Consider the following 22,292-nt stretch of genomic DNA (forward strand, 5'->3'; position numbering starts at 1 on the left):
TTGCATCGGGCACACAGTCTAGTTGCCCGAGATGAGGAGGATCCGTGTCCGAGGCGGCAGCGAGCGCGCAGACGCTCGAAGATCGCTACGGTCGCGGCACCCAGCGCCGGTTCGACCGTCGCTTCGCGTGGATCATCGCCGGTGTGCTGCTGCTCGCGGGGCTCGGCGTGCTCCTCTTCAGCGGTTGGCAGTCCGGCTCGCAGGTCGAGTACCGCGACATCGGCGCACCGCACAAGGGCGGCAGCACCGTCACCGTCCGATTCGAGGTCACCGCGCCCCCCGGCGCCCGTGTCGCCTGCGCGGTCGAGGCGCTCTCGCCCTCGTTCGCGACCGTCGGCTGGAAGGTCGTCGAACTGCCCGTGTCCCAGGAGCGCACCCGCCGGTTCAGCGAGGAGCTCGCCACCACCTACGCGGCGACCGCCGGCCAGGTGAAGGAGTGCTGGGTCCTCGACGCGGCCTGATCGCACCGGCTCGGCGTCCCTCCGTGCGGCTCCTGGGCAGTGTCGGACCCGGCTGCTAGGCTGCTCAGAACCCGCGCGGGAGTTCCGTGCGCACTCGTGGGCCGAGTCGGGCCCGCGCATCCAGAGAAGAGGATCACGCATGGCCGCAGCGACCACGCAGACCTGGCTGACCCAGGAGGCGTTCGACCGTCTCAAGGGCGAACTCGACGAGCTGACCGGCCCCCGCCGGAAGGAGATCGCGTCCCGCATCGAGGCGGCTCGTGAAGAGGGCGATCTCAAGGAGAACGGCGGCTACCACGCTGCGAAGGACGAGCAGGGCAAGATGGAGGCGCGCATCCGCGACCTCGAAGAGCTGCTGAAGCACGCCGTCGTCGGCGAGGCCCCGAAGGCCAGCGGCGTCGTCGAGATCGGCACCATCATCACCGCGGAGATCTGGGGCGACGAAGAGCGCTTCCTGCTCGGCAATCGCGAGCTCGCCGACGGCTCCGACCTCGACGTCTACAGCGCCGAGAGCCCCCTGGGCGCGGCGATCCTCGGCCTCTCGGTCGGCGACACCACCAGCTACGCCGCCCCCAACGGCAAGCAGATCGAGGTCAAGGTGCTGGCCGTCGACACCTACGCGGGCTGACCGCACCGCGCGAACGTACGACGGGGGCCGGGATCGATTCGATCCCGGCCCCCGTTCGCGTTCCCGCTCCGGTCAGCGCTCGCCCTGCACGGAGATCACCTCAGTGACGGTGCCGTCGCGATGCAGGCGGGGGTCGTCGGGCTGCACCGGGATCGTCGCCGTCGTCGCGGCGGGGCCACCGGGACGCTTCGGGGTCCGGCGGGTCCGCCCCTCGAGCCACTTCGCAACGGCCGACAGGATCAGGCACATCACGATGTAGATGCCGCCGATCACGAACGCCGATTGCAGCAGGGGGCGCCCGAACTGGACGTTGCTGCTGAGCTGCTTCGCGAGGTAGAGCAGCTCGGGGTAGGTGATGATGAACCCGAGCGCGGTGTCCTTCATGGTGACCACGAGCTGCGAGACGATCACGGGCAGCATGGCCCGCACCGCCTGCGGCAGCAGGATCAGCCGCATCACACCGCTCTTGCGCAGACCGATCGAGTATCCGGCCTCCTTCTGACCGCGCGGCAGCGACTCGATCCCGGCCCGGAGCGCCTCGGCGAGCACCGATCCGTTGTAGGCGACGAGCGCGATCACGACGGCCGCGTAGGGTTCCATGCTGATCCCGGTCGAGGGCAGGCCGTAGTAGAGCAGCATCATCATGACGAGCACGGGGACCGCACGGAAGAGCTCCGTGATGGTCCTGATCGGGATCCGTACCCAGCGGTGATCGGACAGTCGACCGATCGCGAGCAGGAACCCGAGGGCGACGCTCAGCACCGCGGCGAGCCCGAAGGCCGCGAGGGTCTTGCCGAGCGCGGCGAGGATCTGCTCCCAGATCGTCGCGTAGGTGAACAGCCCCCACTTCGTCGCCGAGAACTGCCCCGAGAGGGCGAACCGGTACACGATGAAGGCGATGAGCGCCCCGACGCCCACCACGGTCACGACCGCGAGCACGCGGTTGCGCGCGATCGCCCGGGGGCCGGGGACGTCGTACAGCACAGAGGTCATCGCACGATCCTCCATTTCTTCTCGAGACGGTTTTGCACGAGGCTCAGGAGCAGCACGAGCACCACGAACACGAAGGCGACCCAGAGCAGCACCTCCATCGGGCTGCCGGGACGTCCCGCGGCGTCGTTGATGGTGGCCCGCAGCGCGGCGAGCTCGGCGACCGAGAAGCCGGCCGCGACGGTGGTGTTCTTCAGCAGCGCGATGAACACGCTCATCATCGGCGGTACCACCGAACGGAAGGCCTGCGGGAGCACGACGAGGCTCATGACCTGAGCGAACGGCAGGCCGATCGCCCGGGCCGCCTCGGCCTGGCCGACGGGCACGGTGTTGATGCCGGCCCGCAGGACCTCGGCGACGTAGGTCGCGGTGTAGATGCCGATGGCGAGGATGCCGAGCAGCAGCGTGCTCATCTTCGGCAGCCCGAGCGCCGGGTAGCCGAGCACGAAGAAGAAGAACACGAGCGTCAGCGGCGTATTGCGGATGAGGTTCACGTAGAGCGTCCCGACGCCCCGCGCGATCGGGACGGGCGACACCCGCATGGCCCCGACGAGTACGCCGAGCACCAGGGCGAGCACCCCTCCCCCGAGGAACACCAGCAGGGTGTTTGTGATAGCGGTCCCCCAGAGATCGAGGTTCCCGAAGATGACGTCCATCCGTCTTCCTCTCGTGCGGGCGGCTCGGGGCGGGTGCGGGCACCGCGCCCGCCCCGAGCGCCTCAGCGGTTAGTAGGCGTCCACCTTGGGCTGATCGACCTTGATCCCCGAGTTGCCGAGATTCTTGTCGAAGATCTTCTTCCAGGTCGCGCCGCCGTCGGTGAAGAGGGTGTTGATGTGCGCGCGGAGCGCGTCATCGCCCTTCGCGAGTCCGACGCCGTACTTCTCCTCGGTGAGCAGCGGGCCCGTCGTCACCATCAGGTTGTCGGGGTCCTGTGCGGCGTAGCCGATCAGGATCGCCTGGTCGGTCGTCACCGCGTCGACCTGGCCGTTGACCAGGCTCTCGACGCAGGCCGAGTACAGATCGAACTCCTGGGTCTTGATCTTCGGGAAGTTGTCCTTGATGTTCTGGATCGGCGTCGAGCCGGTCGCCGAGCACACGGTCTTGCCGTCGAGCTGCTCGAGCGACTGGTAGTCGGTCCCGCCCTTCTTGACGAGGAGGCCCTGGCCCGTGATGAAGTAGGGCCCCGCGAAGTCGATGTCCTTCTTGCGCTTGTCGTTGATCGAGTAGGTGCCGACGTAGTAGTCGATGTCGCCGTTCACGATCGCCTGCTCGCGGTTGGCCGACGCGATCGCCTTGTACTCGATCTTGTCCTCGCCGTAGCCGAGCGAGGCGGCGATCCAGCGCGCGATGTCGACGTCGAAACCGCTGCGCTCCTTCGTCACGTTGTCGAGGTACCCGAGTCCCGGCTGGTCCTCCTTGACGCCGATGACGACCTTGCCGCGCTTCTGGATCTTCTCGAAGGTCGGGCTGCCGTCGATCTTCACGTTCTCGGCGGGCTTCGGGATCACGGATTCGGTACCGCTCCCGCCGCCGCCCGAGGGGTCGGCGGGGCTGCCGCTGTTGCAGCCGGTGAGCGTCAGCGCCGCGGCGGCGATCAGCGCGCCGGTCACGAGGAGCTTGTGGGTTCGCATGGTGGATTCCTTTCGATAGGTCGGTGATCCGGGTGCGCCGAAGCCTCGGCGCCGCGGGAAGGTGGAGCCGAGTCGGGACGACCCGAGGGGTCAGTTGGTGATGAGCTTCGAGAGGAAGTCCTTGGCGCGGGTGCTCTGCGGATTCGTGAAGAACTCCTCGGGCGTCGCCTGCTCGACGATCTGCCCGTCGGCCATGAACACCACCCGGTCGGCCGCGCGGCGCGCGAATCCCATCTCGTGGGTGACGACGATCATGGTCATGCCCTCCTTGGCCAGGCCGACCATCACGTCGAGTACCTCGTTGATCATCTCGGGGTCGAGGGCGCTCGTCGGCTCGTCGAACAGCATCACCTTGGGGTGCATCGCGAGCGATCGGGCGATCGCCACGCGCTGCTGCTGCCCGCCGGAGAGCTGGGCGGGGAGCTTCGCGGCCTGCTTGTCGACGCCGACCCGTGCGAGCAGCTCCATCGCCTCACGCTCGGCCTGCTCGCGTCCCACACCGTGCACCTTGATCGGGCCGAGCGTCACGTTCTCGAGGATGGTGAGGTGGGCGAACAGGTTGAACGACTGGAACACCATGCCGACCTCGGCCCGCAGCTTCGCGAGCGCCTTCCCCTCGGCCGGCAGCTCCCTGCCGTCGACGCGGATCGATCCGCTCGTGATCGTCTCCAGCCGGTTGATCGATCGGCACAGCGTCGACTTGCCGGAGCCCGACGGGCCGATGATCACGACGACCTCGCCCGCGTCGATCGAGAGATCGATATCGGTCAGGGCCTGGAACTCGCCGTAGTGCTTCTGCACGTTCTCCACGACCACCAGCGGTTCGCTCGCACTCATCTCGTCTCCGTCTCTGGATCGCGACCCGCTCCGCGAATCTCGCGGCCCGGGCCTGCTGCCTGTCTGAACGATCCGGGGTGCGTTGCCGCCCCGAGACGGAGTGCGGCAAGCGCGTTCGCCGTCGAACCGCTTGGCCACTCAAGCTAGGTGCGGCGACGGCCCGGGGGCAGCGCTCTTGAGCGCTTCTTGAGCATCCGCTTGAGCGCTTCTTGAGGTTCGGCCCCCGGAAGCGGGATCAGCTTCGCGCGTCGACGTAGTACTTCGCCGCGCCGGGGTGGAGCTCGAGCGGGGCGGTGAAGATCGCATCGCGCCGATCCAGCAGCTCGGCGGCGGGCACTTTGCGCGCGATGGTCGCGCGCGACGCGAAGAGCGTCCGCGTCGCATCGGTGATCAGCGCTTCCGGGGCGTCCTCGGCGGCGACCAGGTAGTTCGGCACCGTCATGGTCGTCGTCGGCGTCTCGGATCCGTAGGTGCCGACCGGGAACTCGGTGAGCCGGTAGACCCCCGAGTGCCGGGCGTTGACCCGCGAGACCGTCGCCGCGTCGATGGGCAGCAGGCGGATCCGCTGCGTCCGAGCCAGCCGTTCGATGGACGGGGTCGGGAACCCGCCCACCCAGAAGAACGCCGCGATCTCGCCGCGACGCAGGGCCGCGATGGACTCATCGAGGCCGAGCGCCGGATTCTCGATCCGGTCCGGCGCGACCCCCGAGGCGGCGAGCACCCGGGACGCGATCACCTGCACCCCCGAGGTGGCGGACCCCAGCGAGACGGTGCGTCCCGCGAGATCCGAGATCTCGCGCACGTCGGAGTCCGCGGGGACGACGACCTGCACCGACTCGTCGTAGACCCGGGCGACGGCGCGCAGCGGGAGCGGGGTGTCGAAACTACCGGTCCCGGTGATCGCGTCGGCCGCCGTGTCCGCCTGCGCGAAGCCGAGGAGCGCCCGCCCCGAGGCCACCCGCTGCAGGTTGTCGACCGATCCGTTCGTCTCGGAGACCGAGACGCTGATCCCGAGCTCCCGGTGCAGCGCCTGCGCGTACTGATCCCCGTAGTTGAAGTAGATGCCGGCGATGCCGCCGCCCGCGATGAAGTACTGCTGCGTCCGGTCGTAGCCGGGGCCGGCGCACCCGGTCGCGCCGAGCAGCACGGCGAACGCCGCGAGCAGCAGCCCGAGGATCCGCGCGCGCGGTGACCCGTTCCGCATCAGCGCTCCTCTCCGGGCAGGCGCAGCACGACCCGCAGGCCCCCGCCCTCGGGCGACTGCACCTGCACGCCGCCGTTCAGATCGCCCAGCAGATCGGATGCGATGGCGAGGCCGAGCCCCGATCCGGGTACGTTCTGATCGCGGGGACTGCGCCAGAACCGGCTCGTCACCAGTTCCAGCTCGTCCGGTTCGAGGCCGGGCCCGTGATCCCGGACCGCGATGCCGCAGCCCGCCGCATCGCGCTCCACCGTCACCTCGACCGCGGAGCCCGCCGGGGCGAACTTCAGCGCGTTGTCGAGCACCGCGTCGAACGCGCTCTCGACGGAGGTCCGATCCGTGAGGCTCAGCACCCGCGCGCCTCCGCGGAGCTCCACCGAGACCCCGCGGTCGGCCGAGACGGGCGCCCAGGCTGCGATCCGGCTGGCGACGAGGTCGACGAGGTCGACCGCGGCGAACGACGAATCCTGCCGCCCGGATCGGGCCATCCCGAGCAGCGCATCGAGGATCTGCGTCAGGCGGCGTCCCTCGGCCCGGGTCTTCTCGACGTCCTCCTCCCACGAATCGTCGAGGCCCGTCGCGAGGTATTCGACCCGCATGAGCAGGGCGCCGAGCGGGTTGCGCAGCTCGTGCGAGGCGTTCATCGCGAACGCCTCCTGCCGCTGGATCACCCGCTCGATCTCCTCGGCCATCTGGTTGAACATACGGATCATCCGCCGCATCTCGGGCGGGCCCGTGTCGTCGGAGACGCGCGCGTCGCGCTCCCCCCGCTCGACCGCCGCCATCGCGCGGTCGACCCGCAGCATGGGGCGCAGCACCCAGTTCGCGAGGCGGACCACGGCGAACAGGAGCAGGAGGATGGTGAGGGCGCACGCCGCGGCGAGCACACTCCAGTGCGTGAGGATCTCGGCCCGGACCCGGTCGGCGTTCGCCGAGATGAAGAGGGCCCCGATCACGTTGCCGTCGTCGAACACCGGCTCGACCGCGACCAGCTCGCCCATCGACCAGGGCAGCACCGGCGGTCCGGGATCGCTCCGCCGCCCGGAGAGCGCGAGTTCGATCTGCCCTCGGAGATCGCCGCCGAGGTCGTCGAACCGGCCCCCGCCGGAGGCCCACAGCGCACCGGAGCGGTCGAAGACCGCGATGCTCGTGCCGTAGAGCTCGCTGTAGCGGGTCATCTCGCCCGCGACGACATCGGGGCTGCCCGCGCGCAGCGCCTGGCGCACGCCGCTCTGGAAGTAGCTGAGATCGCCGAGCTGCTGGCCCGACACCTCCTCCTGGACCGCGCGGGCCACGCTCCACGCGTACGCGCCCGCGAGGACGAGCAGGACCACGGTCATCGGGATCAGGAGGACGAGGATGAGCCGTTGCCGCACGGGTCAGACGCCCGTCAGCCGATAGCCGACCCCGCGGACCGTCGCGATGAGCGAGGGGCGTTCGAGCTTGCGTCGGACCGATCCGACGTGCACTTCGAGCGAACGGCTGAAGCCGTTCCAGTCGCTGCCCCAGACCTCTCGGATGATCCGGTCGCGGGGAACGACGACCCCCGGGTACCGGACGAGGACCGCGATGATGTCGAACTCCTTCGGCGTCAGATCGATCGGAGCCCCGTCGACCAGCACCAGGCGGTTCGCGAGGTCGATGTACACCCCGTCGATGGAGAACCCCGAGCTGTGCTCGGCGTCCGCCGGCAGCGTGCGCGAGCGTCGGGTCACCGCCTCGATGCGCGCCACGAGCTCTCGGACGTCGTAGGGCTTCACGACGAAGTCGTCGGCGCCCGCGTGGAAACCCTTGATCCGCTCCTCGACGTGGCTCCGCGCGGTGGCCACGATGATCGGCACTCCGGAGAGGCCGCGGATGCGGCGGCAGACGTCGAGGCCGTCCATATCGGGCAGGCCGAGGTCGAGCAGCACGGCATCGGTGTCCGCGCCGAGCGCTTCCAGCGCGGCGGCGCCGGTGCCGACCCGGTCGATGTCGAACCCGGCCTGCCGCAGGAACGCACCCAGCGCGTCCGCAACGCGCTCGTCGTCTTCAACGATCAGGATCTTCATGCCGGTCTTCTCCGCCCGCTCGGGAGCACCCCCAGACTAATCCAGGGCGGAGAGGGCGGCGAATCAGCCGGCCCCGGGGAGAACCCCGGGGCGGACCGCTACTCGTACATGCCGATGTTGATGGGCCCCGTCAGGTCCGGTGCCGGGGACCTGAATCCCCGGGTCTTGATCACGAGATAGACCAGGCCGATCGCGGCCCAGATGCCGCCGACGATCATCGAGAGACCGTCGAGACTGAACCACAGCCAGACATTGATCGCGACGCCGATGGCCGGCACCACGACGAACGCGAGCCAGGGGCCGGGTCCGCGGCGCTTGAGGAACTTGAAGAAGGTGAAGATCACCGACAGGTTCACGAAGGCGAACGCGACGAACGCGCCGAAGTTGACCATCGAGGTCACCTGCTCGAGACCGATGAACAGCGCGCCGAGCGCGATCACAGCGACCAGCAGCACGTTGGCGACGGGCACGCCGGTGCGCGCGTTGACCCCGCCGAAGAGGCGCTTCGGCAGCGCGCCGTCGCGACCCATCGCGTAGAGCAGGCGAGCCGCGCTCATCTGCTGCGTGAGCCCGCAGCCGAGCACCGACATCATGTAGCCGCCGACGAAGAAGGCCTGGAACGCGGCCCCGCCGATGTACTTCGCCATGGTCGGCGAGGCGCCCACGATGTTGCCGAGCTCCGTCACGTCGGGGAACAGCGTCTGCATCACGTAGGTCACGGTCATGAAGAAGGCGCCGGCCGCGATCACGATGATGAAGATCGCGCGGGGCACGTCCCGGGTCGGCCGCTCGGCCTCCTCGGCCAGCGTCGAGACGGCGTCGAAACCGAGGAACGACACTGCGAGGATCGCGGCCCCCGCGGTGATCGCCGCGGGCTGGATGTCGCCGGAGAAGAACGGCGTCGCCGAGAAGGCGGCCCCGTTCTCGCCGTTGGCGATGTTGACGAGCGTGAAGATCACGAAGGCGAGCGCCACCACCAGCTGGATCCCGACCAGGATCATGTTCATGCTCGCCGCCAGCTTCACGCCGACGAGGTTCAGCGCGGTGCTGATCCCGACCGTGAGCACGACCCACACCCAGAACGGCACCTCGGGCAGCAGCGCACCCATGTAGATCGCCGACAGCACCGCGTTGAGCAGCGGCAGCAGCAGGTAGTCGAGCGTCGCGGCCCAGCCGACCAAGAAGCCCAGGTGCGGGTTGATCGCCTCCTTCACGTAGGTGTAGGCGGATCCCGCGATCGGGAAGAACCGCACCATGCGCGAGTAGCTGAACGCGGTGAACAGCACCGCGATCATCACCACGAGGTAGGCCAGCGGGACGTGGCCGGAGGTCGCCTCCGAGACGATCCCGAACATGTCGAACACCGCGAGCGGCGCCAGGTAGGCGAGCCCGATGAACACCAGATGGCGGAGCTTCAGCGTGCGCTTGAGTTGACCGGGCTGGTGCGTGATCGCATGAGCGAGCTGGTCGTCACCGGCGGCGACGGCGGAGTGGGATGGCAGCGTTGACATCGTGGGTCCTCGGTTCGGGTCGGTCGGGTCAGTGCGAGTGGGAGTGGCCGTGGTGGTCGCCGACGGGCTCGCCGCAGCTCTGCCCGGCCCCGCCGGGATCCTTCGCGCCGGCCGCCGCGGCGGAACCGTCGAGCTCGCCGCGCGCGTCGTGGATCGGGGATCCGCCCACGACGGTGAGGTCCGCGCTCTGCTCGAGGATCTCGGCGGGCTCCATGCCGTAGAGGTCGCCCGACCAGACGACGAGGTCCGCCAGGTAGCCCGTCTTGAGCATGCCGACGGCGTCCTCGCGGTGGAACGCCTCGGCCCCGCCCTTCGTGTAGGCCTCGAGCGTGCGGTCGAGGTCGAGCCGCTCCCCCAGGGTCCACGCGTCGCTGCCGTCGAGGCGGGCGCGGGTCATCGCCGCGTAGACGCCGACGAGCGGATCCATCTCGCCGACCTGCCAGTCGCTCGAGAAAGTCACCCGCGCGCCCGACTCGATCATCGAGCGGTAGCGCCACGCGCGATCCCAGCGGGCCTCGCCGACGTTCTCCATCCAGGTGCCGGCGACGAGGTCGGGCGACGAGTGCCGGGGCTGCATGGCCGCGACGACGCCGAGCTCGGCGAAGCGCGGCAGATCCTCGGGGGCGAGGCACTCGACGTGCACGATCCCGTGGCGGGCGTCGCGCGCGCCACCTGCCCGCTGCGCGGCCTCGATCGAATCGAGGGTGAGGCGGATCCCCCAGTCGCCGGTCGCGTGGGTGTGCACCTGGTAGCCGAGGCGATCGAGCTCGACGAAGAGCTTGGTGAACTCGGTGGGTTCGAGGCTCGTGTGGCCGCGGTGCCCCGGACGGTTCGCGTAGTCCTCGAGCATCGCGGCGGTGTGGGGCTCGATCACGTCATCGGCGTAGAGCTTGACCGGGCCGAGCGAGAAGCGCTCGTGCTGCGGGGTCTCGCGGATCGCCTCCGTGATGCGCGAGCGGAAGTCGCCGTCGGCGCCGACCGGGTGGTAGATCGCGGCGATCGTGCGGGAGGTGAGCTTGCCCTCGCGCTCGGCGCGGGCGAACAGGTCGAGCTCGGCGAGCGGCACCTGCGGCTCGACGACGGTCGTGATGCCGACCCTCGCCGCCATGTCGAGGCTGTTCACGATCTTGTTGTAGCGGCGATCCGGCGAGTACATCGGGATGTCGCGCTGCAGCTCGGCGAGACCGTCGATCGTCATGGCGCTCGTGTAGAAGTCGGTGACCCAGCCGGTCGGCTCGCCCGTGGTCGGGTCGATCTCGGGGTTGCCCCAGGCGATGTCGCCCCCGTTCAGGATCCCGAGCTTCGCCATCGCCGGGCGGTTCAGCCACACCGAGTGCTGGTCGTAGGTCGTGATGAAGACCGGCCTGTCGGTCGTGCCGACGAGGTCGTCGGCGTTGGGACGGCGGCCCTCGACCACGGAGTAGAGCGCGTTCTCGGCGCAGATCCAGTCGAGCTCGGGGTGGGTCTCGGCGAACTCGGCGATGCGCTGACGCACGACGTCGAGGCTCTGCACCTGGTCGAGGCTGACGGCCAGGTCGTCGAAGCCGAGCAGCAGGTGGTTGTGGGTGTCGGCGACGCCCGGGGTCACGAGGCGGCCCTCGAGCTGGATCGTGCGCCGGGCGGCCGGAGCATCGGCCGCGGATCCCACGTAGCTGATGCGGTCGCCGGTCACGCCGAGCGCCTCGGCCCACGGCTGCGCCGGGTCGAAGGTGCGGATGCGTCCGCCGGTGTAGAGGGTGTCGACGGCCATGTCATCTCCTGCTGCGTTGGGGTCCGCACCCCCTGTTCGTCCGCTTTCGCGTACGTTTCGGGGTGGCGCGGCGAGTTCTTTTACTCCAGAGTAAATTAATTTACTCAGATGTCAAGAAACTCGGTTCGCGGCTCGGCGCGCGCCCCGATCCACGCCGCGACGGCTGGCATACTGGCTGCATGGCACGCCCCAGCACGCAGAAGCAGCGCCGCATCGAAGTCGTCGATGCGGCGCTCGCCGCCGCCGCCGAGCACGGCCTCCGCAACCTCTCCCTCACCGACGTCGCCAACCAGGCCGGCGTCACCCGGGGCGCGCTGCTCTACTACTACGAGGACCTCGACGCGATCCTCGTCGAGGCGCACGCCGCCGGCATGCACCGCGTCGGAGCCGACCGCGCCGCGCTCGTCGCCGCAGTGCAGGACCCGGCCGAGCAGCTCGCGATCGCGATCGACGCGGGCCTGCCGAGCGGGCCCGACGACGCGCTCATGCGGCTGCTCTACGAGTTCGACGTGCTCGCCGGCAAGTCGCCCCTGCACGACGAACTCGTGCAGCGGCTCTACCGCGAACAGCTCGAGCTGTACCGCGGGATCCTCGCCGCAGGCGTCGCCTCGGGAGCGTTCGCGCTCGCCGGGCCGCTCGACGACATCGCGATGAACCTCGTCGCGCTCGAGGACGCGTACGGCCTGCACATCGTCGCCGGCGGCAGCATCACCGTCGCCGACGCGCAGCGCGCGATCCGGCTCGCCGCGACGCAGGCGGGGGCGACGCCGGCTTCGACGTAGGGACGCCGGTTTCGACGTAGGGACGCCGGTTTCGGCATAGGGACGCCGGCTTCGGCGTAGGGACGCCGGTTTCGGCATAGGGACGCCGGCGTAAGGGTCGGCGGTGGCGTAGGCGCTGGCGGTAGCCGTCTGCCGTTCGGGTCGGCGTTGGTGTCTGTCGTTTGGCACCGTTGGACGGCTTCCCGACGTTCGGATGCCTTATCGTCGCGCGACTCGCCGTCCACTCGTCGGGAGAGCGTCCACTCGTCGGGGAGGCATCCACTCGTCGCAAGGCCGTCCACTCGTCGGCCGGATCCGCCGTCCGTCCGAGTACCCGACGCTCCGCACCGTCCGCGGCCAGTCCCCTGCGGCTCGGCTCCGTCCGACCCTCACCACGACCGGACGGCTTCCCGACGTTCACGACGATCGGACGGCTTCCCGACGTTCGGATGCCCGAGCACCGCGCGACTCGCCGTCCACACGTCGCCAGGCCGTCCAATGGTCCGAGCGCTCCCCCCTCCGACGACTCGCACGATCAGCCGCTCACAAGGAGCGCCCTCGCTTCATCGCGCGCGGGTCTCTCCACAATCGGTCGATTTGAGCGACGCTGCCCAATCCGCTCGACCAGACTCGGTCCATGTCAGTCACCTCCGCATTCGCCGCACTCGCCCCACAGGTCCTCGATCGCTCCGGCCTGCTCCGCTCGGGGATCCCCGAGCGTGCGATTCCCGCCGCGATCAGCTCGGGTGGACTCCTCCGGCTCCGCCGCGGCTGGTACATCGACACCCCGACCTGGAATCAGGCGGAGGATCGGGACCGTCAGGTCGCCGCGATTCTGGCGTCGACCCGAGCTTCCGAGAACCAACGCCGACGGGCGCCCTCCGGGGATCCGGCCATCTCCCATCGCTCGGCCGCAACCCTGCACGATCTCCCGATCTGGTCCCGATGGATCCGAGCCGGCGCACCGTCCGCGCCTCCTGAACTTGTGCAGGTCTCGGCCTCCCCCACCTCACGGGGCAACGCAGGGCATTCGACGAAACGTCATCGAGTCCGCCTCGCGAGCTCCGATGTCGAGGTCGTTCAAGGCATCCGCCGCACCACGCTGCAACGAACCCTGTTCGATCTCGCTCGAACCGAACCGTTTCCGATCGCCCTCGCCTGCGCAGACTCCGCACTCCGGAGGTCGTCTCGTTCCGGCTACCGCGTTGACACCACCGCGTGGAAGGCCTGGCGCCGAGACATGCTCGATCGCGCAGCGCAATTCCCGCGCGGACCGGGGGTCCGAGCAGTCCGGGCGCTCGCCGAGCTCGCGCACCCCCTGGCCGACTCCCCGCTCGAGAGCGTGAGCCGGCTCCGGTTGCTGCAACTCGGAATCGACGTGGAACCGCAATATCCGGTCCCGGCGGAGGACGGCGGCACACTGCGCCTCGACTTCCGCTTCAACGGGCTCGAGATATTCGGTGAATGCGATGGGCGCGTGAAGTACCTGGACGAGGATCTGAGAGGAGGACGGACCGCCGGCGAGATCGTCTTCGCCGAGAAGCTTCGACACGACTGGATCTGTGGGACAACGGGCATGCGCGGAGTCCGGTGGGGCGCACCGCACGCGGCGACTGCTCATCGGCTTGAAGCGAGGCTCCGCGGGTTCCACGTCCCTGTCCCCGGAACGGCGACCCTTGCACACGGGCGGGACATCGCCGATTTCTTGAATCGGCTCCCGCAGTGAATACCCGCCCGCTCAACCGGACCCGCGTGCCCGCAGCCGGATCCAAGAGCAGGCTCCGGGCGGCACCGCTCAGGACTGCACCGCTCCGGGCGGCACGGCTCCGGACGCCACCGCCCCGGGCTGAACCGCTCCACTCCGCGCTGCGGAGATATCGACCGCCGGTGAGCGCACGCCGATCAGCAGAAGCCGATCAGCAGACGCGCACCGGCAGGCCGATCAGTACTTCTCGCCCACGCGGACCGTGTAGCCGGCATCGCGGAGCGCCTGCGCGACCGCTTCGCCGTGCTCGTGCCCCCGGGTCTCGATGTGCAGTTCCAGTTCGACCTCGCTGATGGGGAGCTCGGTCGCGTGACGCGTGTGGATCACCTCGACGACGTTCGCGTTGGCCTCCGCCACGATCGACGCCGTGCGCACCAGCTGGCCGGGGATATCGGGCAGCAGGATCCGGAGCTTCATGTAGCGCGCCGAGGCCGCGAGGCCATGGCCGATCACGCGCTGCAGCAGCAGCGGGTCGATGTTGCCGCCCGAGAGGATCGTCGCCGTGGGGCCGCTCGCGTTGATCTTGCCGGCGAGTATGGCCGCGACACCGGCCGCGCCCGCGGGTTCCACGACGAGCTTCGCCCGCTCGAGCAGCACGACGATCGCCCGGGCGATGTCGTCGTCGCTCACGGTCACGATCTCATCGACGTAGTCGCGGACCATCTCGAAGGTCAGGTCGCCCGGGCGCGCGACGGCGATGCCGTCGGCGATGGTCGGCTTCGTCTTCACGGTCACCGGGTGCCCGGCCACGATCGACCGCACGAACGGAGAGGCGTTCTCGGCCTGCACGCCGATGATGCGCATCGGACGCCCCTCGCGCTCGGCGCGAAGCTTCGCGGCGGCGGCGACGCCCGAGATGAGCCCGCCTCCGCCGATCGGGACCACGATCGTCTCGATGTCGGGCGCGGCCTCGAGCATCTCGAGCGCGACCGTCCCCTGGCCAGCGATCACCGCAGGGTGATCGAACGGCGGGATGAAGGTCGCACCGGTCTCACGCACGAAGGCCTGCGCCGCGACGTTCGTCTCGTCGAAGATCTGGCCCTCGAGCACGACGTCGGCGCCGTAGTTGCGCGTCGCCTGCAGCTTCGGCAGCGCGACGCCGAGGGGCGTGAAGATCGTGGCCTTGATGCCGAGCTCGCGCGCCGCGAACGCGACACCCTGCGCGTGGTTTCCGGCCGAGGCCGCGACGACGCCGCGCGCCCGCTCCTCCTCGGTGAGCTGCGAGAGCCGGTTGTAGGCGCCGCGGAGCTTGTACGCGCCCGTGCGCTGGAGGTTCTCGCACTTCAGGTAGACGGTCGGCACGCCGAGGATCTCAGCGAGGTAGCGCGAGGTCTCCAGCGGGGTGCGCTGCGTGACGCGGTGCACGATCGGGAGGGCCGCCTCGAACTCCTCGAGCCCGGGGGCGACGAACTGCTCGGTCATGCTGCTCCGTTCCTGCGGCCGAGTCGGGCCGCGTGCCTGGCCCGCTGCTTGACGAGCCGCGTGCGTTTCTCGTTGATGTGGAAGTCGTCCACCGGATCCCTGCCGGATTCCCACCTGCGGTGGGCGAGCACGTTGACCACCGAATTGGCGGCCGCCGCGATCGGCACCGCGAAGAGTGCGCCGGGGATCCCCGCCAGCAGCGCGCCCGTGGCGACCGCGAGCACGACGCCGAGCGGGTGCACCTGCACCGCGTTCCCCATGATGAGGGGCTGCAGCACGTGGCTCTCGAGCTGATGCACGAGGATCACGACGATGAGCAGGATCAGCGCATTGATCGGGCCGTTGTAGACGAGCGCGACGAACACCGCGACCGCGCCCGTGCTGATCGCACCGAGGAACGGGATGAACGATCCGAGGAAGACGAGGATCCCGATCGGCACGGCGAGCGGGACGCCCAGCAGGGCCGATCCGACCCCGATGCCGATCGCGTTGACGAGCGCCACGAGGATCTGCACCCGGGCGTACTGCCCGACCGAGACCCAGCCCGCGCGGCCCGCGGTGTCCACGGGAGCGTGCGCGCTCTTCGGCAGGAAGCCGAGCACCCAGAACCAGATGCGCTTGCCGTCGAACAGCAGGAAGATCAGCGAAAACAGGGTCAGCAGGCTGCCCGTGATGAAGTGGCCGGCCCCCGTCGCGATGCCGAGCGCTCCGCTCCAGATCTCGGACTGGTGATCCTGGATCGCCTTCAACCCCTGGTCGAGGTAGCCCTGGATCTTGTCCGCCGAGATGCCGAACGGACCGGATTCGAGCCAGGCGAGGGCGCCCTGCAGCGAGGTCTCCGCCTTCGCCGCCACGTCGTCGAACCCGTTGCGGAACTGGCTCACGATGAGCCAGACGAGCAGGGTCACGGAGGCGATGAGCGCGAGCAGCGCCGCGACCACCCCCATCCAACGCGGCATGCCACGGCGTTCGAACCACCGCACGATCGGCTCGAGCAGCGCCGTGAGCAGGATCGCGATGAGCACCGGGATCACGATGATGCGGACCTGGGCGATGAGCCAGAGCAGGGCCGCGCACGCAAGACCGATCGCGATGAGACGCCACGACCAGGCGGCCGCGACGCGCACGCCGAGCGGAAGCTCCTGCGCTGCGTTCCGGCCCGTCTCCGCTTCGGGAGCGCCGGTTTCTGGTGAGGTGTCTGCCACGGTCATATCCTAGTGACCGCGCCTGCGCCGACCGGAATGTCTGCGGTGCCCGATAGGCTCCCGCCATGCCCGAGACCCTCACCCCGGCCGAAGCCCGACGCACCGCGCTCGCTGCGCAGGGCTTCTCGGCGAGCGCGCGGCTCCGTTCCAGACGTCCGTTCGATCCCGCGCTCGAGCGCCTGCACGTGCTGCAGATCGACTCCGTCAACGTATTCGCGCGCAGCCACTACCTCCCGGTCTTCTCGCGCCACGGCGCCTACGACTCCGAGGCCCTCGACCGGCACCTCTGGCAGGGCGGCGGGTTCACCGAGTACTGGGCGCACGAGGCCGCCTTCATCCCCGTCGACGACCGTCCGCTCTTCTCCTGGCGCATGGACGACTACCGCGAACGGCACCGCGCCGACGGCCGCAGCGAGGCGCTCTCCGGCGCCATCTCCGCAGTCCGTTCCGCGCTGGCCGACCGCGGTCCGCAGTTCGTGCGCGATCTCGAGACCGGGCCGCGCGAGCGCCGCGGCCCGTGGTGGGACTGGAGCGACACGAAGCGCGCCGTCGAGATCCTCTTCGCGTCAGGCGAGGTCGTGAGCGCCGGGCGGGAACGCTTCGAGCGCCGCTACGCGCTGGCCGAGCAGGTGCTGCCCGCGTCCGCGCTCGGCGCAGTCCCCCGCGCCGAGGCGCAGCGCGCGCTCATCGAACAGGCCGCCCGCTCGCTCGGCGTCGGCACGCTCGCCGACCTCGCCGACTACCACCGACTCAAGTCGGGTCCCGCGAAGTCCGCGGTCGCCGACCTCGAAGAGGCGGGCATCCTGATCCCCGTGCGCGTGAACGGCTGGAACGGCTCGAACGGCAAGCCGCTGCCCGCATGGATCCATCGCGACGCGCGGGTGCCGAGCAGGCTCGCTCCCGACGCGCTGCTCACCCCCTTCGACCCGGTCTGCTGGTTCCGTCCGCGCGCGGAGCGCATGTTCGACTTCCATTACCGCATCGAGATCTACACGCCGAAGGAGCAACGGCAGTTCGGCTACTACTGCCTCCCCCTCATGGTGGGCGGCCGGTTGGCCGGACGCATCGATCTCAAGGCCGACCGCGCCGAGCGCGAACTCCTCGTGCAGGCCGCCTGGCAGGAGCCCGGAGCTCCCTCGCGCACCGCGGAAGCCGCTCAGCAGTTGCTCGCGCGGGCGGCGGCCTGGCAGGGCCTCTCAGCGGTGCGGACAACGGGCGTGGGCAATCTGCCGCTCCCCGGGAGCTTCGACCCGAGACCCTGAGCACCGATCCTCAGCGCAGCTTGCCCAGCCAGCGCCGCACCAGCTGGTCCTTGCCCGCGGTGAACGGCGGCATGATCGTCGCGGCGAGGGTGTCGGGCGCGAGCGGCTTCGACAGCACCGCCTTCTCGTGGCTGAACACGCGGAACGAGCGCTCCCCGTGGTACGCGCCCATGCCGCTCGGCCCGACCCCGCCGAACGGCAGCTCGGGCACCGTGAGGTGCAGCACGGGGGCGCCGAAGGTGAGCGCGCCCGAGCTCGTCTCCTGCTCCCACCGGCGGCGCACATCGGCGCGCTCGGTGAACACGTAGGCGCTGAGCGGTTTGTCGCGTCCGTTCACGAAGCCCAGCGCCGCATCGAGACCCGAGACCTCGACGAGGGGCAGGATGGGCCCGAAGATCTCGTCGCTCATGACCGGCGACTCGGGCGAGACTCCGCGCAGCACGGTCGGTTCGATGAAGCGATCTGCGGCATCGCTGCGCCCGCCGGCCACGACCTCACCGTCGCGCAGGTAGCCGACGAGCCGCTCGAACTGCGCGTCGTTGACGATGCGCCCGTAGTCGGGATTCTGCGCGACCGCGCTGCCGTAGAGCTCGTGGATCGCATCGGACAGCGCGGGAGCGAGCCGACGCAGCACGTCCGCCGTGCCGAGCACGTAGTCGGGGGCGACGCAGGTCTGCCCGGCGTTCAGGTACTTCGCCCAGACGATGCGCCGCGCCGCGGCCAGCAGCGGGACGGAGTCGTCGACGTAGACGGGCGACTTGCCGCCGAGTTCGAGCGTCACGGGCGTCAAGTGCTCGGCCGCAGCGTGCGCGACGATCCGCCCGACCCGCCCGTTGCCGGTGTAGAAGATGTGGTCGAAGTGTTCGGCGAGCAGCGCCGTGGTCTCGGGCACGCCGCCCTCGACCACCGCGACCGCGCGGCGGTCGACGTACTCGGGCAGCAGACGGGCGATCGTGCTCGAGGTCGCCGGGGCGAGCTCGCTCGGCTTCACGACGGCCGCGTTGCCCGCGGCGAGGGCCCCGATCAGCGGCGAGAGCGCCAGCATCAGCGGGTAGTTCCACGGCGCGATGATGAGCACGACGCCGAGCGGCTCGGCGACGACCTTGGCCGCCGCCGGCTGCAGCATGAGCGGGACCCCGACCCTGCGGGGTCGCATCCACCGGCCCAGCTCGCCGAGCGCATGGTCGATCTCGGCCACGAGGAACCCGATCTCCGCGAGCTGCGACTCGATGGCCGGCTTGCCCAGGTCGGCGAGCAGCGCCGCCTCGAAGTCCGTGCCGCGCTCGACGAGCATGCGGCGCAGCCCCTCGAGCTGCAGCCGCCGCCAGGCCTCGGGCCGGGTGGTCCCCTGCGCGAAACCGTAGCGCAGGCCTCCGACGATCTCGGTGATGGCGGGGATCGATGCGACGTCGCTCATGCGCTCACCTTACTGTCGACGGCTGGCAAGAGCGAGCGGCCCGGGGCCCTACTTGTGGAAGATCGGGATGATCAGGTAGATGCCCGCCAGCACGCACAGCGCGGAGAGCCCGAAGCAGATGTTCGCGGCGATCTGCGCCCAGCTGGGACGCCCGGATCCTTCCAGGTCGTCCTCCTCGTCGTCGCGCGACGGGCCGTTCGGTTCGCGGGTTCCGTCCTCGCGCAGCGGCGCGGGCGCCGGGATCGCGAGGAAGCGGATGCCGAGCGCGTAGAGCCCGACGACCACGCACGCCGAGACGAGCGCCGCGATGAAGACCTGCAGGAATGCGATCCAGTCGATGGTCATTTGTCGTTCTCCTCGTCACCGGCGGCGCGAGCGGCGCGTTCGTTCGTGCGGATCGCGGCGCGCTCGACCGCCCGGATCTGCCGTTCCGCGTCGTCCGCGGCCTGCTCCGCCGCGCGAGCCGCGTGATCGGAGCGCACCGCCGACTTCGCGATCGGGGTGAGCGGCGGGATCGTGCCGGTCTCGGTCGGGACCGGCTTGACCTTGCCCCGCTTGCGGATGCGGACTGCGTAGCCGGACTCGGCGACGTCGGGCACGTTGATCGCGTTGGAGTGGTCGACCTTGTTGCGGCTCGACCGCCAGAAGATGAAGAGGATGAAGAGGAGGCCGAGGACGGCGTCGATGATCACGCCGGTCGTGCCGAGGCCCTGGGCGAGCAGCGCAGCGAGCGCGCCGACGATCGCGGCCGAGGGCAGCGTGAAGAGCCAGCCGAGCGCGATGCGGCCGACGGTGCGCCAGCGGACGCTGGATCCGCGACGGCCGAGTCCCGAACCGATGACGGATCCGGAGGCGACCTGGGTGGTCGAGAGCGCGAAGCCGAGGTGGCTCGACGCGAGGATCGTGGCGGCGGTGCTCGTCTCGGCGGCGAAGCCCTGCGCCGGCTTCACCTGGGTGAGCCCCGCGCCGAGCGTGCGGATGATGCGCCAGCCGCCCGAGTAGGTACCGATCGCGATCGCGAGGGCGCAGGCGACGATGACCCAGAGCTGCGGTCCCGTGCCGGGCGCCTGGGTGCCCGCCGCGACGAGGGTGAGCGTGATGACGCCCATCGTCTTCTGCGCATCGTTCGTGCCGTGCGCGAGGGCGATCAGCGAGGAGGAGGCGATCTGCGCGAAGCGGAAGTGGCCGCGGCCGTCCTTCCGGCCGTCGTGCCTGCGCGTGATCGCGTAGGCGATCTTGGTGGCGACGAAGGCGACGAGGCCCGCGGTGAGCGGAGCGGCCAGCGCGGGGATGATGACCTTCGAGAGCACGCCGCCGAAGTTGATGGCTCCGACGCCCGCCCCGACGAGCGCGGCGCCGATGAGGCCGCCGAAGAGCGCGTGCGAGGAGCTGGAGGGCAGGCCGTAGAGCCAGGTGAGCAGGTTCCACACGATGGCGCCGATGAGGCCGGCGAAGATCAGCTCGGGTGTGATGAGCACCCCGCCGTCGCCCTCGTTGATGATGCCGCCGGAGATGGTCTTGGCAACCTCGGTCGACAGGAACGCCCCGACCAGATTGAGGATCGCGGCCAGCAGCACGGCGACCTTGGGCTTGAGGGCACCCGTCGCGATGGGGGTGGCCATCGCGTTCGCGGTGTCGTGGAAGCCGTTGGTGAAATCGAAGAAGAGCGCCAGTACGATGACCAGCGACACGATGAGGGTGATCTCCACCGGTGTCTTTCGTTCGAGGCGGATTCGGTCTACGCCCGGAGCAGTTCTCGGTGGAGGCGGATCGCGCCCCGCACCCCGCCTTTGCGCGCGCGTGAATCATCGTTCCACCTCGATTCCGGCGGGTCAAGTCACGCGCGGTTTTCCGCGGATTCCGCACTCGTTCGCCGCGTGTTCCCCGGCCGTTCACCGGCGTCGTCCCGCAGCGGGACCGCGACCGGGCCCGCGACAGGATCCGCGCGGAATGCGGCCGGGCCGCGTATCGTTGCACCGAACGGAGGCAATCATGCAACAGGAGTTCGTCCCCGAAGCGGGAACGATCACGATGTTCTCGACCGAGTGGTGCGGGTACTGCAAGCGGCTCAAGACCATGCTCGACCGCACGGGCATCGGGTACGAGATCGTCGACATCGAGCAGACCCCGGGCACCGAGGAGCTCGTCAAGGCGGTCAACGGCGGCAACGCCGTCGTGCCCACGGTGGTCTTCCCCGACGGCACCACCGCGACGAATCCGTCGCTCCCCGAGGTGCAGCAGCGCCTCGAGGCAGCAGCACAGGTCTGACACGAAACGGCGGAGGGGACGAGCGCTCGCTCGTCCCCTCCGCCGTTTCGACGCACGCCCTAGCCGAACAGGCGGCGCACCTCTTCGTAGCGGTCCTCGGGCACCGTGTTGAGGCGCCCGACCGCCTCCGCGAGCGGCACCATCTCGAGGCGGGTGCCGTGCAGCGCCGCCATGGTGCCCCATTCGCCCGCAGCCGCCGCGTCCGCAGCCGCGATGCCGGCGCGAGTGGCGAGCACTCGGTCGAACGCGGTCGGGACACCGCCGCGCTGGACGTGTCCGAGCACGGTGGCTCGCGACTCCATGCCGGTGCGCTCCTCGATGAGCGGGGCCAGGACCTCGCCGATGCCGCCGAGCCGCGGACGCCCGAAGCCGTCGAGTCCGGCGCGGGTCACCTCGTGCTCCATCCCCTCGAGCTTGAAGCCCTCGGCGACGACCACGAGCGGCGCCCGGTCGCGATCGCGCACGCTCTCGACCCAGGCGCACACCTGGTCGAGCGACTCGGAATACTCGGGCAGCAGGATCACCTGAGCGCCGCCGGCCATGCCCGCGTGCAGCGCGATCCAGCCGGCGTCGCGGCCCATGACCTCGAGCACCATGCACCGCCGGTGCGATTCGCCCGTGGTGCGCAGCCGGTCGATCGCCTCGGTCGCGATCGAGACCGCGGTATCGAACCCGAAGGTGTAGTCGGTCCCGGCGAGGTCGTTGTCGATGGTCTTCGGCAGGCCGATGGTCGGGATCCCCGCGTCCGAGAGGATGCGCGCGACCGTCTGGGTCCCGTTGCCGCCGATCGTGATCAGGCCGTCGACACCGTACTCGGCGAGCTTCGCCCGGATCCCCTCGACGCCGACCTCCGGAGTGAGCGGACTCACCCGGCTCGTGCCGAGGATCGTGCCGCCGAGCGGCGAGATCCCGCGCACCGCGGCGCGGTCGAGCGGGATCCACTCCCCCTCGATGACGCCCCGCCAGCCGTCCATGAAGCCGATCATCTCGAAACCGAGCACGTCGACCCCGCGGAGCACAGCTCCGCGGATCGCCGCGTTGAGTCCCGGGCAGTCGCCGCCCGAGACGAGTACTCCAATGCGCATGCCGCATCCTCACTGTTGCACCGATAGTTGCCCATGGGTACGGGCGG

Annotated in this window: 21 protein-coding genes; 6 read left to right on the forward strand and 15 right to left on the reverse strand. The window is 69.9% G+C overall.

Annotated elements, in window-relative coordinates:
* Positions 1-44: 44 nt before the first annotated feature.
* Both ABD169_RS14860 and greA read left to right on the forward strand, forming a co-directional pair.
* The gene (locus ABD169_RS14860) at positions 45-461 is read left to right on the forward strand and encodes a DUF4307 domain-containing protein (protein ID WP_046455597.1); all 417 of its coding nucleotides are present in this window, start codon (positions 45-47) and stop codon (positions 459-461) included.
* A gap of 139 nt (positions 462-600) precedes the next feature.
* A complete protein-coding gene (gene greA / locus ABD169_RS14865) occupies positions 601-1,089 on the forward strand; it encodes a transcription elongation factor GreA (RefSeq protein WP_046455598.1) in 489 nt (162 codons plus the stop codon).
* Positions 1,090-1,161: 72 nt separating this feature from the next.
* Here greA and ABD169_RS14870 read toward each other — a convergent pair whose 3' ends face one another.
* From ABD169_RS14870 to ABD169_RS14910, 9 genes are all read right to left on the reverse strand, one after another.
* On the reverse strand, positions 1,162-2,082 hold the full coding sequence (locus ABD169_RS14870) for an amino acid ABC transporter permease (protein WP_344033426.1): 921 nt from the start codon (positions 2,080-2,082) through the stop codon (positions 1,162-1,164).
* Positions 2,079-2,735 carry an amino acid ABC transporter permease gene (locus tag ABD169_RS14875; protein ID WP_344033427.1) on the reverse strand — a complete coding sequence of 219 codons (657 nt, stop codon included), beginning with the start codon at positions 2,733-2,735 and terminating at the stop codon, positions 2,079-2,081. Before ABD169_RS14875 ends, ABD169_RS14870 begins: the two co-directional genes overlap by 4 nt.
* 69 nt (positions 2,736-2,804) lie before the next feature.
* Entirely contained in the window at positions 2,805-3,710 is a 906-nt protein-coding gene (locus ABD169_RS14880; RefSeq protein WP_344033428.1) for a glutamate ABC transporter substrate-binding protein, read from the reverse strand.
* 90 nt (positions 3,711-3,800) lie between these two features.
* Complete coding sequence (locus ABD169_RS14885) at positions 3,801-4,547, reverse strand: amino acid ABC transporter ATP-binding protein (RefSeq protein WP_046455602.1); 747 nt, start codon at positions 4,545-4,547, stop codon at positions 3,801-3,803.
* A 235-nt stretch (positions 4,548-4,782) separates the two neighbouring features.
* Positions 4,783-5,751, reverse strand: coding sequence for a TAXI family TRAP transporter solute-binding subunit (locus tag ABD169_RS14890; protein WP_344033429.1), 969 nt, complete (start codon positions 5,749-5,751; stop codon positions 4,783-4,785).
* Entirely contained in the window at positions 5,751-7,124 is a 1,374-nt protein-coding gene (locus ABD169_RS14895; protein WP_344033430.1) for a sensor histidine kinase, read from the reverse strand. The genes ABD169_RS14890 and ABD169_RS14895 overlap by 1 nt, the downstream gene beginning before the upstream one ends.
* 3 nt (positions 7,125-7,127) lie before the next feature.
* Positions 7,128-7,799: a response regulator transcription factor gene (locus ABD169_RS14900; protein WP_344033431.1), complete on the reverse strand. Its 672-nt coding sequence runs from the start codon at positions 7,797-7,799 to the stop codon at positions 7,128-7,130.
* A gap of 98 nt (positions 7,800-7,897) precedes the next feature.
* Entirely contained in the window at positions 7,898-9,310 is a 1,413-nt protein-coding gene (locus ABD169_RS14905) for an APC family permease (protein WP_344033432.1), read from the reverse strand.
* Positions 9,311-9,338: 28 nt separating this feature from the next.
* Entirely contained in the window at positions 9,339-11,060 is a 1,722-nt protein-coding gene (locus tag ABD169_RS14910) for an amidohydrolase (RefSeq protein ID WP_344033433.1), read from the reverse strand.
* 179 nt (positions 11,061-11,239) lie between these two features.
* Here ABD169_RS14910 and ABD169_RS14915 point away from each other — a divergent pair, with 179 nt between their 5' ends.
* Positions 11,240-11,842: a TetR/AcrR family transcriptional regulator gene (locus tag ABD169_RS14915; protein ID WP_344033434.1), complete on the forward strand. Its 603-nt coding sequence runs from the start codon at positions 11,240-11,242 to the stop codon at positions 11,840-11,842.
* A 616-nt stretch (positions 11,843-12,458) separates the two neighbouring features.
* Positions 12,459-13,547, forward strand: coding sequence for a hypothetical protein (locus ABD169_RS14920; protein ID WP_344033435.1), 1,089 nt, complete (start codon positions 12,459-12,461; stop codon positions 13,545-13,547).
* A gap of 216 nt (positions 13,548-13,763) precedes the next feature.
* Here the strand turns inward: ABD169_RS14920 and ilvA are convergent, their stop codons facing one another.
* Both ilvA and ABD169_RS14930 read right to left on the reverse strand, forming a co-directional pair.
* Positions 13,764-15,008 carry a threonine ammonia-lyase gene (gene ilvA / locus ABD169_RS14925; RefSeq protein ID WP_046455608.1) on the reverse strand — a complete coding sequence of 415 codons (1,245 nt, stop codon included), beginning with the start codon at positions 15,006-15,008 and terminating at the stop codon, positions 13,764-13,766.
* Positions 15,005-16,219, reverse strand: coding sequence for an AI-2E family transporter (locus tag ABD169_RS14930; protein WP_425560979.1), 1,215 nt, complete (start codon positions 16,217-16,219; stop codon positions 15,005-15,007). Before ABD169_RS14930 ends, ilvA begins: the two co-directional genes overlap by 4 nt.
* A 59-nt stretch (positions 16,220-16,278) precedes the next feature.
* Between ABD169_RS14930 and ABD169_RS14935 the strand changes: the two genes are divergently transcribed.
* The gene (locus ABD169_RS14935) at positions 16,279-17,475 is read left to right on the forward strand and encodes a winged helix-turn-helix domain-containing protein (protein WP_344033437.1); all 1,197 of its coding nucleotides are present in this window, start codon (positions 16,279-16,281) and stop codon (positions 17,473-17,475) included.
* 10 nt (positions 17,476-17,485) lie between these two features.
* On the opposite strand, the gene ABD169_RS14940 is transcribed toward ABD169_RS14935, so the two are convergent.
* The 3 genes from ABD169_RS14940 to ABD169_RS14950 are packed head-to-tail and all read right to left on the reverse strand — an operon-like array spanning position 17,486 to position 20,601.
* On the reverse strand, positions 17,486-18,892 hold the full coding sequence (locus ABD169_RS14940; protein ID WP_344033438.1) for an aldehyde dehydrogenase family protein: 1,407 nt from the start codon (positions 18,890-18,892) through the stop codon (positions 17,486-17,488).
* Between the two features lie 48 nt (positions 18,893-18,940).
* A complete protein-coding gene (locus tag ABD169_RS14945; protein ID WP_037441855.1) occupies positions 18,941-19,237 on the reverse strand; it encodes a hypothetical protein in 297 nt (98 codons plus the stop codon).
* Positions 19,234-20,601 (reverse strand): inorganic phosphate transporter, encoded by a 1,368-nt coding sequence (locus ABD169_RS14950; RefSeq protein WP_344033439.1) that lies wholly within the window; start codon positions 20,599-20,601, stop codon positions 19,234-19,236. Before ABD169_RS14950 ends, ABD169_RS14945 begins: the two co-directional genes overlap by 4 nt.
* 283 nt (positions 20,602-20,884) lie before the next feature.
* On the opposite strand from ABD169_RS14950, the gene ABD169_RS14955 reads away from it, so the two are divergent.
* Complete coding sequence (locus ABD169_RS14955) at positions 20,885-21,160, forward strand: mycoredoxin (RefSeq protein ID WP_046455613.1); 276 nt, start codon at positions 20,885-20,887, stop codon at positions 21,158-21,160.
* Between the two features lie 59 nt (positions 21,161-21,219).
* Here ABD169_RS14955 and ABD169_RS14960 read toward each other — a convergent pair whose 3' ends face one another.
* Complete coding sequence (locus ABD169_RS14960) at positions 21,220-22,245, reverse strand: ATP-dependent 6-phosphofructokinase (protein WP_336653375.1); 1,026 nt, start codon at positions 22,243-22,245, stop codon at positions 21,220-21,222.
* Positions 22,246-22,292 lie beyond the last annotated feature (47 nt).

The sequence above is a fragment of the Leucobacter iarius genome, from assembly GCF_039530105.1.
Lineage (GTDB): Bacteria > Actinomycetota > Actinomycetes > Actinomycetales > Microbacteriaceae > Leucobacter > Leucobacter iarius.

What these genes read in the sequence shown, in the direction of transcription:
- ABD169_RS14930 (WP_425560979.1), bottom strand. Translation starts at nt 16,219, where the DNA reads ATGACCGTGGCAGACACCTCACCAGAAACCGGCGCTCCCGAAGCGGAG.
- ABD169_RS14905 (WP_344033432.1), bottom strand. Translation starts at nt 9,310, where the DNA reads ATGTCAACGCTGCCATCCCACTCCGCCGTCGCCGCCGGTGACGACCAG.
- ABD169_RS14880 (WP_344033428.1), bottom strand. Translation starts at nt 3,710, where the DNA reads ATGCGAACCCACAAGCTCCTCGTGACCGGCGCGCTGATCGCCGCCGCG.
- ABD169_RS14910 (WP_344033433.1), bottom strand. Translation starts at nt 11,060, where the DNA reads ATGGCCGTCGACACCCTCTACACCGGCGGACGCATCCGCACCTTCGAC.
- ABD169_RS14890 (WP_344033429.1), bottom strand. Translation starts at nt 5,751, where the DNA reads ATGCGGAACGGGTCACCGCGCGCGCGGATCCTCGGGCTGCTGCTCGCG.
- ABD169_RS14870 (WP_344033426.1), bottom strand. Translation starts at nt 2,082, where the DNA reads ATGACCTCTGTGCTGTACGACGTCCCCGGCCCCCGGGCGATCGCGCGC.
- ilvA (WP_046455608.1), bottom strand. Translation starts at nt 15,008, where the DNA reads ATGACCGAGCAGTTCGTCGCCCCCGGGCTCGAGGAGTTCGAGGCGGCC.
- ABD169_RS14915 (WP_344033434.1), top strand. Translation starts at nt 11,240, where the DNA reads ATGGCACGCCCCAGCACGCAGAAGCAGCGCCGCATCGAAGTCGTCGAT.
- greA (WP_046455598.1), top strand. Translation starts at nt 601, where the DNA reads ATGGCCGCAGCGACCACGCAGACCTGGCTGACCCAGGAGGCGTTCGAC.
- ABD169_RS14885 (WP_046455602.1), bottom strand. Translation starts at nt 4,547, where the DNA reads ATGAGTGCGAGCGAACCGCTGGTGGTCGTGGAGAACGTGCAGAAGCAC.
- ABD169_RS14945 (WP_037441855.1), bottom strand. Translation starts at nt 19,237, where the DNA reads ATGACCATCGACTGGATCGCATTCCTGCAGGTCTTCATCGCGGCGCTC.
- ABD169_RS14900 (WP_344033431.1), bottom strand. Translation starts at nt 7,799, where the DNA reads ATGAAGATCCTGATCGTTGAAGACGACGAGCGCGTTGCGGACGCGCTG.
- ABD169_RS14875 (WP_344033427.1), bottom strand. Translation starts at nt 2,735, where the DNA reads ATGGACGTCATCTTCGGGAACCTCGATCTCTGGGGGACCGCTATCACA.
- ABD169_RS14920 (WP_344033435.1), top strand. Translation starts at nt 12,459, where the DNA reads ATGTCAGTCACCTCCGCATTCGCCGCACTCGCCCCACAGGTCCTCGAT.
- ABD169_RS14940 (WP_344033438.1), bottom strand. Translation starts at nt 18,892, where the DNA reads ATGAGCGACGTCGCATCGATCCCCGCCATCACCGAGATCGTCGGAGGC.
- ABD169_RS14955 (WP_046455613.1), top strand. Translation starts at nt 20,885, where the DNA reads ATGCAACAGGAGTTCGTCCCCGAAGCGGGAACGATCACGATGTTCTCG.
- ABD169_RS14935 (WP_344033437.1), top strand. Translation starts at nt 16,279, where the DNA reads ATGCCCGAGACCCTCACCCCGGCCGAAGCCCGACGCACCGCGCTCGCT.
- ABD169_RS14960 (WP_336653375.1), bottom strand. Translation starts at nt 22,245, where the DNA reads ATGCGCATTGGAGTACTCGTCTCGGGCGGCGACTGCCCGGGACTCAAC.